Raw genomic sequence first — 13,455 nt, forward strand, 5'->3', positions numbered from 1 at the left:
CCTTTAACATTATATCATAATATTTCCAAGTAGAAAAGCAAAAAATCATTATCACTTTTAGGAATGACTAAAAGTGATAATGATTTTTTGCTTTTGATGTTGTCGCAAGAATACAAGTACCAAATATAGATTTATGTTTTTGGCTTTAAAAGTTTGTATAGTGCATCACCAAGGCCTATGCCTCCACTATTCACAGCTGATTCAACAAGCTTTTCATCCAGCATTTCCTCATAAACCTTCTTTCCATAGTCTTCCTCAATAAGCCCGGATTTATGAACTGTTGCCCGCATTTCCTTATACATCATCTGTAAAAGCACTCCCTCAAAATCCTTGCATACCTTCTTTAATTCCTTATCATCCTTTTTTTCCAATATACTTTCCAGCTTTTTTTCAAAGCTTCCGTCAGTTATATTATCTTTATTGAGTCGAGTATTGTTATAATTTACCAACTCATTTATACTTCCCGTACCTTTAATATTCATACAGCATCTCCTAATGCATTACTATATTACCAAAATACTATTTTCTCAAATTATTTGCAAGTCCAAGCATTTCATCTGCAGACTGAATTGCTTTGGAATTTATTTCATATGCTCTTTGGGCAACAATTAGCTTTACCATTTCTTCAACAACCTGAACATTAGACGATTCAAGGTATCCCTGCTGGAGTGAGCTTCTTTCCGCCAGCTCCTCATCTAAAACCGGTGCACCTGAAGCTGAGTTCTGTCTAAACAAGTTATTTCCAATAGATTCTAAACCTTGTTTATTCGGAAACTTAACCATAGCAATTTTCTGTCCTAATGATGCTGTAGCTCCATTTTCATCAATATAAGTCAATTCTCCGCTTGATGTAACATTAAGTTTTGCTGTATCAATATTCAAAATAATGGGGTTACCTGCGTCATCCAGCACCTGAAGACCGTCAGATGTGGTAAGCATATTCCCCTGATCAGTTACGCTTAACTTGAAGCTCCCATCCCTTGTAAATACTGCTTCCCCTGTAGCTGACCTAATGGTAAAAAATGCATCTCCGTTAATTGCAAAATCCAGTGCGTTCTCAGTCTTTTCCAGATTGCCCGAGCTAAAGTTCTTTACTGTTGCTACCGGAGCAGCACCATGACCAACCTGAAGGTTTACAGGCTTACCTGTCCCCTCCAGCATATACGCCCTGTTGACTGTTTCATACAATAGATCCTTAAATTCTGCTCTTTCCTTTTTATACCCTGTTGTATTTACATTAGCTAGGTTATTGGATATAACATCCACATTAAACTGTTGTGCCTGCATTCCTCCGCCTGCTGTCCACAATGCCCTCATCATAAGCTATTCCTCCTCTATCTTACACTTCCAACCTGATTGACCACCTTTTCCAAGGTACTGTCCTGTGCTTGAAGTAACCGTTGATTTGCTTCGTATGACCTCATAACCGAAATCATATCTACCATTTCTTTTACCACATTTATGTTTGACCCCTCCAGAAAACCCTGGGATATTGTCCCTGTAAAAGGTTGTTCCTCAGTAGATTCGTCTTTTTGTACCAAATTGCTGCCGGCTTTTATCAATGACCTTGTATCTGTGAATTCACTAATCCTAAGTTTATCGACAACAACTCCATCTTGTACTATTGAACCGTCATTGTTTACAGTGAAATTATCACTATCCAATGTAACAGGCCCATTCTGTCCCATTACATATAAGCCGTCCTTAGTAACAAGCTGGTTTAATGAATTAACAACAAAAGCACCATCTCTACTGTAATATTCCTGAATATTCCCATCTCCATCAGGTTTTCCAATAGTAAAAAAAGCTGATTTGGAATTCTGAATGGCAAAGTCCAAATTATTTCCAGTCTTCGCTAATTTCCCCTGCTCATAGTTGGTAAAAATTTCACCTATATCACTTCCAAGCCGCATATTACCTACCTTTGCAGAAGGGTTCGATGCACTTCTGGTATCATTAATTCTTCTTGTCAGCTTTTCAGGAAAGGTCTCAAAAATTGCAATATCCTCTTTGTACCCGTTAGTATCGGCATTAGCCAGATTATTGGACACAACATCCATTTTCTTACTATTGGCCATGAGACTCCATCCGGAAGTATAAAGCCCTCGAATCATAAGCTATCTCCTTAAAACCTATATTGAAAACTATCAATTTTTGTATGCTTAAAAATTGTTACTCATATTTTATATCGGACAAATCAGAAACAAGCTTAATAAATATCTGATTTTTAGTAGTGTTATATTTTAGTTATATGTTTTCCAATAATCATTTTACATTTCTAACTATTGTAAAACATTTTCCTTGTTTCATATGTTGCAAAAAATTCATTTTTATAGTTCAAATGCAGACTGTTCAATTGCATGTGCTAGTGTAAAATCTTTTTTCCAACATATATAGCAGTAATTACTTACTTGAATACTAAATGCTTTGGCTATAAAATGTAATTAGTCATGATCAAAAAATAACTAAGGAAGGTATCTATTATATGATGAATTTGGTTTTTATTGTTGCAATCATATTGGTATTAGGGATTTACAGCGGCATTAACTATTATATAGGTCTAAAGGGATTTGAGCTTATTAACAGTGTCTTCCCATTTATAGCTCCTAAGGTTTTCTGGCCGATTTTCTTACTTGTAGCATTTTCTTATATAATTTCCAGATTTGTATCAAAAATTTTGCCTGAGCCGGTATCTTATATTATCACCCTAGTTGGCTCATACTGGATAGCAGCAATGGTTTATTTTATAATTTTTATAATAATGATTAAATTGGTTTTCCTGTTTGACAGATGGCTGTCATTTATACCTTCCCATCTAAAAACCAGCCAGATATCCAATTATGTATCTCTTTTTGTCATAGCCTTAGTTTTACTTATTCTTGTGATTGGTACCTGGCAGGCCAGAAATCCTGTAACAGTAAAGTATGACATATCCATTAATAAAGATGGCGGTAAAATAAAGAATCTTCATGCCATATTAATTTCGGATGTTCACCTCGGTACACTGGTGAGGAAAGGCCAGCTTGATAAGATGGTTCGCCTGATAAATGAAAAAAATCCCGACATTGTTTTCATTGCAGGGGATTTAATAGACGATGATATAAAACCTTTTAAGGATCAAAACATGCTGGAGAGCTTACAGCAAATAAAGACAAAGTATGGAGTTTACTACTGTCTTGGAAATCATGAGTATTATGGCGGAAGCAGTGAGGAAATTGCAGAGATTTTTAGAAACTCAGGAATTAAATTGCTTAAGGATGATTTTACAAGTATTGAAAACTCCATATATATCATAGGAAGAGAGGACATGGGGTCAAGGTCACACCTTAAAAAGCCCCGTAAAAATCTTTCCAGCCTCATTTCAGGCTTGGACAAATCCAAACCTCTAATCCTTCTTGATCACCAGCCTTCCAATTTAAAAGAGCCTATTGGCAAGGGCATAGATTTGCAGCTATCAGGTCATACACATAGAGGGCAGTTTTTTCCTTTTAATTTCATCACAAATGCTATCTTTGAAAATGATTGGGGTTATCTGAAAAAGAATGATTTTCAGCTAATCGTATCCTCCGGATTAGGGTCATGGGGACCACCCATAAGGTTTCTTAACAATACTGAACTTGTTGAAATCAATATTAGTTTCAATAATTAATAAATTATGTAAACAAATCACTAAAAAAATTATTATTTCTGCCGATATAAATAAATGTGTAATTAATATAATGATTTACATTTTTATCTAACAGGAGATTAATTATGGACAACGGCAGAAAAAAGCTAAATGAAAAACACGGCTTTAAAGGTTTCAACTTAAGTGGGCACATAATGAGTTATAGTCGGTTATGGATAATTCTTATATAATCTTTTGTGTTTTTTAGCATTAATTATACTGACTCGTTTATTACCTGTTATACTAAATTATCCTCCTGGATATAAAGAAGCGAGTAAAGTTATTGCTTCTTCAATTTTTCTAAGGCAATTTTTGTCTGTAACAATTGGTTCTGTATTGGTAAATCTCATTCTTATGAAAGTATTGAAAGTGTTGTACAACTGGAAGGATGCTGTAAATAATTCTGATTATGAAAAAATAAAATTAATACGTGAAAAATGTTTAAGTGCACCATATAGAATATATAGTATTCAAATTTTAATTCCTGCAACAGTTTTGTTTATTATGTTATTTGTATTCACATTGACTAATAAAAGTACCATTTACTTCAGAATTATGTTTTTGGTCTTTTCTCTTGTTTCTTTGTTTTCTGTTTTTACTTATATACTATCAAACAGAATATTCAAGCAGGTACTTGTTGAAACATTCGACAATCATGGGCTCCAAGGCATAAGGTTTGGTCTTAAAAGCAAAATATTTATTCAAATAGTTCCGATTTTCGTTTCAACGGTATTACTCACATCTATGGTAGGCTATTCCAGACTTATTGAAGAAAAAGGAAACATTTATTCACAACTATTCATGAGTAAACTCGATTATTCCTTACAGGACATTAACAGCGTTATAAGTTATGATTCCATCAAGAAAAAACTTTCTGAGATAGATTACAGTGAAAGTAATTTTTCTACCTTCCTGATAACTACTGACAACAAAGTAATTACATCTGATCAGGAAGATCTCAGTAAAATTAATTTATATTATATAAATAAGCCTACGCCTAATTTGCAAGGAAGGTTTTATGATGTGACATGTGAAACCCAGGGTGTATTTAGAAAGATCCCTGCCGGCAATAATAATGTTATTGTTGGCATAAAATTTAAAGTAGCTTCGCCCAAAACAGTTAATTATTTCATAGGTTGCTTTATGGCATTATTACTGCTATGTATAATTGTACTTTACTACTTTGCCAAATCAATTACAAGCGACATATCAGTCGTTGCTGCAAATCTTTCTAAAATAGCCGAGGGCGATAAAGTGAACCTTGATAAAAAAATTCCAATTGCCTCAAATGATGAAATAGGCGAGCTTATTGTAGCATTTAATAAAATCCAGGAACTTACTAAAGCCAATATAAAATCCATTAATGAGCAGCAGGCAATGATACTGGAGAAAGAAAGGCTGGCATCTCTTGGTCAAATGATTGGAGGCATTGCTCATAACCTTAACTCCCCTATCATGACCATAGCCTGCCTTATTGACACATTAAACAACTTGGCAAATGAGTATAAGAATTCTATTGGAGACCGGGATGTAACAAATGAAGATCACATTGAGATTGCTAATGAAATACTTGATTGCATAAATAAGATTTCTCCCCAATGCTCATATATGTCAAAAATAATCAGCAATGTAAAGCTTCAGGCAGTAAAGCTAAACGAGTCATCCACAGAAAGCTTTACCATTGACGAACTCATAAAAACTCTTAATATAAAACTCAATCACAATATGCCGGAAAACTCTCTCATAATACCACAAATCCAGGTAGAGAAACACCTTAAAATCCAAGGTGACATAAACAGCCTTATTCAAGTCCTGGATAACCTGCTGCAAAATGCTTGCGAGTCCTACCAGGATGACTACGGCTCAGTAGACTTTATTGTGCAAAAGGACAATAACAATATAAAGTTTATAATTAAGGATAATGGTAAAGGAATTCCCGTTGAGGTAAAGAGCAAGATTTTTAAGGAAATGATTACTACCAAAGGCAAAAACGGCACCGGTATAGGCCTTTATATGTCTTATTCAACAATAAAGGGAAGGTTTGGCGGGGATATTTGGTTTGAAAGCGATGGCGATAAGGGAACCGCTTTTTATATCACAGTGCCCTATGTTTCATGATTAACTAGATATTAGTACCAAACCCTATGCAAGTTCATAATCAATACTGCTTATTATCTAATCATCCTTGGAGCCTTTTAGCCAGCAATGTATTCCTTTGCTGGATCTTATTGTTTGACACCGCTATACCTATAGCTTTTTTTGATCCAACCAGCACAAAAACCTTCTTTGCACGAGTTATACATGTATATAAAAGGTTCCTTTGAAGCATCATGTAGTGCTGCATTGTAAACGGTGCAACCACAACCTTATATTCACTTCCCTGGCTTTTATGAACAGTTGTAGCATATGCCAGAACAACCTCGTCCAGTTCCGTAACATCATAATCCACTTCAATTCCGTCAAAACTAATCAGTAAGACCTTATCCTCCAGGTCAATTTTTGTTATTGTGCCTAAATCCCCATTAAACACATTCTTGTCATAGTTGTTTTTTATCTGCATAACCTTATCATTTAGGCGAAATGTTGTGCCTCCATGCTTTATGGAAACTTCTGAAGGGTTTAACGCTTGCTGTAATATGGAATTCAAGTTGTGTGCTCCCGCTTCGCCCCTCTGCATAGGGCATAGCACCTGTATGTCGTTTACAGGGTCAATTTTATAATACTGTGGAAGCCTTTTTAAGCATAGGTTTTTTATAACATCTGTAACCTTAAGGGGCTCATCCTCTTCAATATAGAAAAAATCACTATTCTTTCCCCTCTTAAATTAGGCATCTCACCTTTATTGATACGGTGGGCGTTTGTTATTATGGCACTGCCCTGTGCCTGCCTGAATATCCTTGTAAGGCATATTACGTTTACAGTGCCTGAATCAATAATGTCCCGTAATACATTTCCGGCTCCAACCGACGGCAGTTGATTCACATCTCCTACCAGTATAACTACCGTTTCGTTCTTAACGGCCTTTAAAAGATTGTACATTAATATTATGTCTACCATAGAAGCCTCGTCTATTATAAGCACATTGCACTCCAAAGGGCTTTCAGCATTCTTTTTATATCCCTCCGGCGGCTTATATTCCAACAGCCTGTGAATGGTCTTTGCTTCCATGCCTGTAGCCTCAGACAGCCTTTTTGAAGCTCTCCCAGTTGGTGCTGCCAACAGGCACACGGCCCCCATCCTTTGAAAAGCCTTAATTATCGCCAATGTAGTCGTTGTTTTTCCTGTACCAGGGCCTCCAGTCAATACCATAAACTTGGAAGCAACAGCTTCCTTTATGGCATCTATCTGAACCTGGTCATAAGTAATGCCGTATTCCAACTGTATCTCATCTATAACCCTTTCAATATTGTTGTCAATAAGGCCGCTTTTTACAGCTGTAATATCTCTTATTCTCTTTGCAACTCCCACCTCGCTGTAATAAAACGGTGGCAGGAAAATTGCATCAGCTTCGTCACTAATAACCGTTTTATCCATCAACATGGTATTTATGGTACTACCAATAAGCTCTTGATCTACCTCCAGAATTTCAGATGCCTTTATTATAAGCTGTTCCTTTTTTGCAAAGCAATGGCCGTCATTTGACAGCTCATTTATGGTATAGACTATACCTGACCGGCATCTCTCATAAGAATCCTTGCCAATTCCCATATTCTGTGCAATTTTATCCGCTGTTTTAAAGCCAATCCCCCAAATGTCATCTGCAAGCCTGTATGGGTTTGACTTGACCACACTAATGCTTTCATTGCCGTAGGTTTTATATATCTTAACTGCATATGCCGTTGATACCCCGTTACTCTGTAAAAAAAGCATCACGTTTTTAATTTCCTTTTGCTCTTTCCAGGCCTTCTTAATTGTATCAACCCGCTTTTGCCCTATTCCCTCAACATTTATAAGATAATCCGGTGACTCTTCGATTACTTTAAGAGTTTCCTCCTTGAAATGATTTATGATCCTGCGTGCAAAAACTGGTCCTATACCTTTAATAAGGCCGCTCCCCAAATACTTCTCCATCCCAGCTAAGGTGGCAGGAACAGATTCTCTGTAATCAACTGCAGTGAATTGTTTACCGTATTTGCTGTCATATTTCCATTCGCCCTTTATCCTTAAAACAGCACCAACATTCACCGCTGCCAGATTTCCCACCACAGTTATAAGATCAGGATATCCCTTTGATTTAACTTTAATTACGCAAAAACCATTTTCCTCATTAAAAAAAGTAACTCTTTCAACAATTCCACTTATATATTCCATATTATTGTCCTTTTGTAATAAGGGCAATTGCCCTATTTGTAAGTAAATCTATGGATAACAAACATTATTATCAATATTCCTCAGTTAGTGGATTTTATAATTTTAATTTTAAACCACCTAAATTTCCAACCCTTACTTTCAGCATAACCATTCAAAATATCTGCAATTTTATGAGTAGCCTTATCAGCTCCGGATGGTCCGGTCTCAGGCAAAAGTATAACAGCCCTGTCCTCGCTTATGGGAATAAATTTATCAGACCCTCTCAATGCACCTGTAATTAAAGAAAAAACTTCATCCAGACAATTTATAGATATATCACAAATAAAGTTAATTGAAATAATTGAAAAAGGTCTGTTATAGCTTTTATTCTTTTGAAACTCCAGATCAACATACTCTTTAAAGTACTTGTCCAACTCATCATAATCAATACTTAAAGCTTCATATTCACCTTTTTTGTCTTCCATACTCATTAGAAGCTTATTGGTTTCTGTTCTCAAATCCTCATAGCCTAAAATAATTTCATACTTATCCCTGTTTAAAACCACCAGTCTATTTATATTCACTATGTTAATACTATCTTTTAAAATTTCTTTTTCATGTATTATAACAGAAAATTCAAATACTTTACATATTTCCTGTCCAAAAACCTTCTTTGTATCATAGTAATCATTGTAGGATACTTGAACTTCTACAATCTCAAAGTATTGTGAGACTTTGTTTTGCCAATTCACAAAATCGAAAAGAGTTACTTTATTTTTATCATAAAAACTTATTTTATCATAGGCATCATAAAACTTCCCTATAGAAAGGCATGCAAAATAGCCCTTTACAACCTTTAGGGCTTTTAAAATTTCTCTTTGCTGTTCCTTTGGATAATTCATAAGATAAGGTATAGAACTATTCTCTATATGCTTTATTCTTTGATGCACATCATACTGCTTTCTTTTTTCCACATCTGATAAAATACTAAAAGCATAATTGATTTGCATCATTTTTTCTTCTGCACCCTTATCCCTATTGAGATCCGGGTGGTATTTTTTAGAAAGCCTTTTGTATGCTGCAGCTATTACCTCAGGTTCTGCATTATCTTGAACCTGAAGCAGTCTGTATAAATCAAGGTCTTTATACATTAGAAACCATCCTTAATGATCATATTGATCTTTTTATACATTCCTCCTCAGATCTCTGACATATGCACTTCCTGCAATTGATTTTGCCTGTTTTTTTAATTCAGCCGCTATTTCAGCAACCTGCAAATGACTGATTAGGTTTCGGTTTTCATTGGAAACAGCTGCAAGGGATATCGATATAATTGGATATTGTATCATCTGTCCTTGCCTGTTTGTAGTTGAAATAAACCCCTTATTCCGGTCTTCCATGCTGTACAACTCAACAATTTTTTTATCAAACCTTTTTATAATGCTTTCACATATCATATCTGCATTTTGGGGGTAAATAACAAGTATAAAATCATCACCGCCAACATGCCCAACAAAATCCGTAGGTGCCCCAAATGTATGAATACAATCCAAAAGTATATCTGCTGTGAGTTTTATTGCCCTATCACCACTGGCAAAGCCATAAACATCGTTATAAGCTTTGAAATTATCAAGGTCTGCATAAACCACAGTAAATAAATCCCTGTTGAAAATTCTTCTGGTTATTTCAGATTGAATTTCAAGGTTGCCTCTTAAACCTGTAAGAGGGTTTGCCCATCTGTTTCTATCTATTCTGATAAGTGTGTTTCTTACTCTAGCAATAAGCTCCCTAGGATTAAACGGCTTCTTTATATAATCATCAGCACCCAGTTCAAGCCCTTGCAGCTTTTGCTCTTCATCATCCTCAGCCGTAAGTATTATAATAGGCATTAAGTTATTACTCTCATCTGCTCTTAACACTTTACAAACCTCCAGGCCGTCCATGCCATACATAATAATGTCAAGAAGTACCAGGTCCGGTTTTTCCCTTCTCACCATCTCAATACCTTCTTCACCACTATATGCCGATATAACATCATAACCTGCCGGCACTAATATATCAGTAATTATTCTTACTATTAACTCCGTATCATCTACAATAAGAATTTTCTTTTTGAACATATAGTCTCCTTATTTAATCAAATCACTTCAACAAAATAACAACCATTTTTCTTGTTTTAAGGTAAGTAATTTAATATTTTAGTCATTCCTTAGGTAATAATGAAATATCAAACCTTATATATAATTAATTGATCTGCTAAACTTTAAGACTATAAACCTGAAAGCTATTGATACAGTTTTTCAATAACATAACTTGACCATTTTATATAACATTGAAACATATAATTATATTATATATTATTGAATCGTATGATAAAAGCACTTTTTTAACATTTTTAAAAAAATACAATTAATTTCTTAAACAAAATAAAATTTAAAAATTTTACACTAATCTATTATTATATTTGCGATTTTATGGTATATTAATATAAAGGAGTGATTTAATTGTCAGAATTTTGTAAATGCGGTTCATTGATGCTTTCGGGCAATTGTACAAATAAAAACTGTACTTTTAGAACCACGTCAAAGCCTTCTACACCCAAACAGTCTTCACGAAGTAAAGCTGCCTCTTCAGATGCATCTACTAAAGAGAAAAAACCCCCACGTGTAAGAAGAGCTTCAAAATGTATTACCTACAATCTATATGATATAAACAAAGAAGAGGCTATGGAATAATAGCCTCCTTTTTAGAATATTTCATTTCAGTATCAAAATCTTTTTTAAATTTATATTGTTGCCCAAAACACTAATTCTTCTTTATATTTATATATTTCTACGAACCCCTATTACATTTTTATACAATATATGATAACATATAAAGTATAATTTTTATGATGTAAGGAGTATATCATGAGCTATATAGTGCATTATTTCAGAAGCGGAACACAGCCTTTTAATTCACTTACTGATTTAGATGATGAAGCAGCAACTAAATTAATGAATGAATTATACGTTAAAGATTCTCTTCTATGGGAAAGGTTTTCAAACCCCAAACAGTATCTAGATGCAAGAAGGGGTACTGAAAAATGGCTGCTTGATGAATTTATTAAAAAAGGAGGAAACCCGCTTCTTGAAAGGCCCATTTACTTTGTTCTCGGCGGATCAATTTGGTTTAATGAAAACGAAACTGATGAAAACAAAAAACTGACCAGTCAAATACAAATACCTTTGGAAATCTTTGATGAAACAGAAATAAGCTTTACATATCCTGACAGTATGTTGACATTATTATTAGCTTATCAAAAAGATCCCATATACTATTTGCCTGAATATCATGGAAAAATATTTACATTGAAAGAGATACTTAATATCAAGGAAAACTTAAAAGGAATTCTTCCGGAAAAGATGCCCAATTATATTGAAGTTCAAGTCTGGAATAAAGAAAAGATATTATGCCATTTATCTCCTCAACAATCTTAAAATACTGTGCATGTCCCACAAATTTCATAAAGGTATTTAATGATTTATGCCGAAATAAATTAGTGAACAATGTATTTTTTGAAATACCCTATATAAACTGTCATTAAGGAGGAAGCAAACAATGCCTTTGAAGAAATTTCTGATATCAGGTTTTTTAAGTATTGGCATTCTTGTTGGAAGCACAAACATTACAAATGCCCAAGACATCAGCTATAAGGTACAATCAGGAGACACTTTCTTTTTAATCAGTCAAAGGTATGGAATATCCATGGAGAGCCTTATTAAATCTAATAATGCTACAGTAAATACAATCTTGTATCCTGGTAAAACAATCACAATACCTTTAGGTAATCAGATCATTCATACAGTCATATCAGGAGAAACATATTGGACTATCAGTAAAAAATACGGTGTAGATTTTCATAAGCTACTCTCATTGAATAACGCAACTGAAAAGTCGATGCTGAATATCGGTGATATGGTTATTATCCCGGCTGCATCACCATCTACACTACAACCTACACAAACAAGAGTTCATATAGTTCAATCTGGAGATACCTTCTTTACTTTAAGCCAAAAATATAACGTGAATTTAACCGAACTTATGAAGATAAACAATGCAAATGAAAGCACTATACTTTATATAGGTCAGAAGCTGCAAATTCCTCAGTCTGCTGTCCAAACACCACTGCCCACTCCTTCATCAAGCCCTACATCAAGTCCTACACCAACTCCTACACCAACGAAGCCTTATATAACATACACAAGCTATACAATAAAGTCAGGTGATAATTTATGGAATATTGCAGACAAATTCGGTATACCTTTGTCAGAAGTATTAACAGCTAATAATATTAGGGAGTCAGCAATGATAAACATCGGAGATGTGTTAAAAATACCCGTTCATAACATACCTGTAAAATCTACCCCTGGAGAAAGGTATGGAGAATATTTGGATTGGTGGACAGAAGCCCAATATGTCATACCTACCCAAAGTGTTATTGAAATCGTTGATTTCTATACCGGAAAGTCCTTCTTTGCAAAACGTACAACAGGTGCTAACCACGCAGATGTTGAAACATTGACTCTTACCGATACCCAAAAAATGAAGGAAATATGGGGCGGTAGTTTAAGTTGGACAAGACGTCCCATCATCGTTAAAATCAATGGAAGAAAAATCGCTGCAAGTGCTTCAAGTTTACCCCATGCAGGAAACGACAAGGTAGATGGCGGTATATATACTACCTGGAGAAGTGATGGCTACCCACCGGGCTATAACTTGGATTGGGTAAAAGGCAATGGCATTGATGGAGTTTTTGACGTCCACTTTGCAAACAGCACAAGACACAGTGACGGGGAAATTGATGCTAAGCACCAGGAAAATATTAAAATCGCTGCAGGATTAATTTAGAATATTCTTTGATATGATATACCAGCTTCAATATCCATGCAAAACAAAAATCCTCAAAGGCCTTATTATAAAGCCTTTGAGGATTCTCTTTTTAGAGGCGCCACCCAGATTTGAACTGGGGGATAAAGGTTTTGCAGACCTCTGCCTTACCACTTGGCTATGGCGCCATACTACAGAGACTAGACACTAGATACTAGAACCTAAACCCCTTTGGATTCTAATTTCTAGTCTCTAGTCTCTGTTTTTAAGAGCGGGTTACGAGATTTGAACTCGCGACTTTCACCTTGGCAAGGTGACACTCTACCGCTGAGTTAAACCCGCAAATGGTGCCCAGAGCCGGAATCGAACCAGCGACACGTGGATTTTCAGTCCACTGCTCTACCGACTGAGCTATCTGGGCATTTAATTGGCGACCCGGAAGGGGCTCGAACCCTCGACCTCCAGCGTGACAGGCTGGCATTCTAACCAACTGAACTACCGGGCCAAATTAAATCGTCTAACCTGCAACTATGTCGTGATTGATGTTCTCAGTTCGCATCAGTCACAAGCGACAATTGATAGTATACTCAAATAAATCAATAATGTCAACACCTAATTTAGTTATTATT

Annotated in this window: 12 protein-coding genes and 4 tRNA genes; 5 read left to right on the plus strand and 11 right to left on the minus strand. The window is 35.3% G+C overall.

What is annotated here, in order from left to right:
* Positions 1-131 precede the first annotated feature (131 nt).
* The 3 genes from Bccel_RS12505 to Bccel_RS12515 are packed head-to-tail and all read right to left on the minus strand — an operon-like array spanning position 132 to position 2,114.
* Positions 132-482, minus strand: coding sequence for a rod-binding protein (locus Bccel_RS12505; RefSeq protein WP_036942676.1), 351 nt, complete (start codon positions 480-482; stop codon positions 132-134).
* A gap of 37 nt (positions 483-519) precedes the next feature.
* Positions 520-1,320 carry a flagellar basal-body rod protein FlgG gene (gene flgG, locus Bccel_RS12510; protein ID WP_036942679.1) on the minus strand — a complete coding sequence of 267 codons (801 nt, stop codon included), beginning with the start codon at positions 1,318-1,320 and terminating at the stop codon, positions 520-522.
* Between the two features lie 14 nt (positions 1,321-1,334).
* On the minus strand, positions 1,335-2,114 hold the full coding sequence (locus Bccel_RS12515; RefSeq protein WP_036942682.1) for a flagellar hook-basal body protein: 780 nt from the start codon (positions 2,112-2,114) through the stop codon (positions 1,335-1,337).
* 371 nt (positions 2,115-2,485) lie between these two features.
* Between Bccel_RS12515 and Bccel_RS12520 the strand changes: the two genes are divergently transcribed.
* Positions 2,486-3,649, plus strand: coding sequence for a metallophosphoesterase (locus Bccel_RS12520; RefSeq protein ID WP_050753411.1), 1,164 nt, complete (start codon positions 2,486-2,488; stop codon positions 3,647-3,649).
* A gap of 330 nt (positions 3,650-3,979) precedes the next feature.
* The gene (locus Bccel_RS12525) at positions 3,980-5,785 is read left to right on the plus strand and encodes a HAMP domain-containing sensor histidine kinase (protein ID WP_081926959.1); all 1,806 of its coding nucleotides are present in this window, start codon (positions 3,980-3,982) and stop codon (positions 5,783-5,785) included.
* A gap of 61 nt (positions 5,786-5,846) precedes the next feature.
* Here Bccel_RS12525 and Bccel_RS32820 read toward each other — a convergent pair whose 3' ends face one another.
* The 4 genes from Bccel_RS32820 to Bccel_RS12540 all read right to left on the minus strand — a co-directional run bounded on the left by Bccel_RS32820 (position 5,847) and on the right by Bccel_RS12540 (position 10,077).
* The gene (locus Bccel_RS32820) at positions 5,847-6,344 is read right to left on the minus strand and encodes an ATP-dependent DNA helicase (RefSeq protein WP_476748358.1); all 498 of its coding nucleotides are present in this window, start codon (positions 6,342-6,344) and stop codon (positions 5,847-5,849) included.
* A 74-nt stretch (positions 6,345-6,418) separates the two neighbouring features.
* Positions 6,419-7,978, minus strand: a complete 1,560-nt coding sequence (gene recD2 / locus Bccel_RS12530) for an SF1B family DNA helicase RecD2 (RefSeq protein WP_476748359.1) — start codon at positions 7,976-7,978, stop codon at positions 6,419-6,421.
* An 80-nt stretch (positions 7,979-8,058) separates the two neighbouring features.
* Positions 8,059-9,108: a DnaJ domain-containing protein gene (locus Bccel_RS12535; RefSeq protein WP_036942686.1), complete on the minus strand. Its 1,050-nt coding sequence runs from the start codon at positions 9,106-9,108 to the stop codon at positions 8,059-8,061.
* Between the two features lie 33 nt (positions 9,109-9,141).
* Positions 9,142-10,077, minus strand: a complete 936-nt coding sequence (locus Bccel_RS12540; RefSeq protein WP_036942688.1) for a response regulator — start codon at positions 10,075-10,077, stop codon at positions 9,142-9,144.
* A gap of 384 nt (positions 10,078-10,461) precedes the next feature.
* Between Bccel_RS12540 and Bccel_RS12545 the strand changes: the two genes are divergently transcribed.
* The 3 genes from Bccel_RS12545 (at position 10,462) to Bccel_RS12555 (ending at position 12,847) form a co-directional block, all read left to right on the plus strand.
* Positions 10,462-10,692 carry a hypothetical protein gene (locus Bccel_RS12545; protein WP_036942690.1) on the plus strand — a complete coding sequence of 77 codons (231 nt, stop codon included), beginning with the start codon at positions 10,462-10,464 and terminating at the stop codon, positions 10,690-10,692.
* Between the two features lie 174 nt (positions 10,693-10,866).
* Positions 10,867-11,436, plus strand: coding sequence for a hypothetical protein (locus tag Bccel_RS12550; protein ID WP_050753412.1), 570 nt, complete (start codon positions 10,867-10,869; stop codon positions 11,434-11,436).
* A 121-nt stretch (positions 11,437-11,557) separates the two neighbouring features.
* The gene (locus tag Bccel_RS12555; RefSeq protein WP_036942697.1) at positions 11,558-12,847 is read left to right on the plus strand and encodes a LysM peptidoglycan-binding domain-containing protein; all 1,290 of its coding nucleotides are present in this window, start codon (positions 11,558-11,560) and stop codon (positions 12,845-12,847) included.
* Between the two features lie 95 nt (positions 12,848-12,942).
* On the opposite strand, the gene Bccel_RS12560 is transcribed toward Bccel_RS12555, so the two are convergent.
* The 4 genes from Bccel_RS12560 to Bccel_RS12575 form a co-directional block, all read right to left on the minus strand.
* Positions 12,943-13,014: transfer RNA gene (locus Bccel_RS12560), tRNA-Cys, on the minus strand.
* A gap of 82 nt (positions 13,015-13,096) precedes the next feature.
* Positions 13,097-13,168: transfer RNA gene (locus tag Bccel_RS12565), tRNA-Gly, on the minus strand.
* 3 nt (positions 13,169-13,171) lie between these two features.
* A tRNA-Phe gene (locus Bccel_RS12570) sits at positions 13,172-13,247 on the minus strand.
* A 7-nt stretch (positions 13,248-13,254) separates the two neighbouring features.
* A tRNA-Asp gene (locus Bccel_RS12575) sits at positions 13,255-13,331 on the minus strand.
* Positions 13,332-13,455 lie beyond the last annotated feature (124 nt).

The sequence above is a fragment of the Pseudobacteroides cellulosolvens ATCC 35603 = DSM 2933 genome, from assembly GCF_001262605.1.
Taxonomy (GTDB): domain Bacteria; phylum Bacillota; class Clostridia; order Acetivibrionales; family DSM-2933; genus Pseudobacteroides; species Pseudobacteroides cellulosolvens.

Bases quoted from the DNA above. Each gene is read 5' to 3' on its own strand.
- Bccel_RS12505 (WP_036942676.1), bottom strand. From the start codon at position 482: ATGAATATTAAAGGTACGGGAAGTATAAATGAGTTGGTAAATTATAAC.
- flgG (WP_036942679.1), bottom strand. From the start codon at position 1,320: ATGATGAGGGCATTGTGGACAGCAGGCGGAGGAATGCAGGCACAACAG.
- Bccel_RS12515 (WP_036942682.1), bottom strand. From the start codon at position 2,114: ATGATTCGAGGGCTTTATACTTCCGGATGGAGTCTCATGGCCAATAGT.
- Bccel_RS12520 (WP_050753411.1), top strand. From the start codon at position 2,486: ATGATGAATTTGGTTTTTATTGTTGCAATCATATTGGTATTAGGGATT.
- Bccel_RS32820 (WP_476748358.1), bottom strand. From the start codon at position 6,344: ATGCAGAGGGGCGAAGCGGGAGCACACAACTTGAATTCCATATTACAG.
- recD2 (WP_476748359.1), bottom strand. From the start codon at position 7,978: ATGGAATATATAAGTGGAATTGTTGAAAGAGTTACTTTTTTTAATGAG.
- Bccel_RS12535 (WP_036942686.1), bottom strand. From the start codon at position 9,108: ATGTATAAAGACCTTGATTTATACAGACTGCTTCAGGTTCAAGATAAT.
- Bccel_RS12540 (WP_036942688.1), bottom strand. From the start codon at position 10,077: ATGTTCAAAAAGAAAATTCTTATTGTAGATGATACGGAGTTAATAGTA.
- Bccel_RS12550 (WP_050753412.1), top strand. From the start codon at position 10,867: ATGAGCTATATAGTGCATTATTTCAGAAGCGGAACACAGCCTTTTAAT.
- Bccel_RS12555 (WP_036942697.1), top strand. From the start codon at position 11,558: ATGCCTTTGAAGAAATTTCTGATATCAGGTTTTTTAAGTATTGGCATT.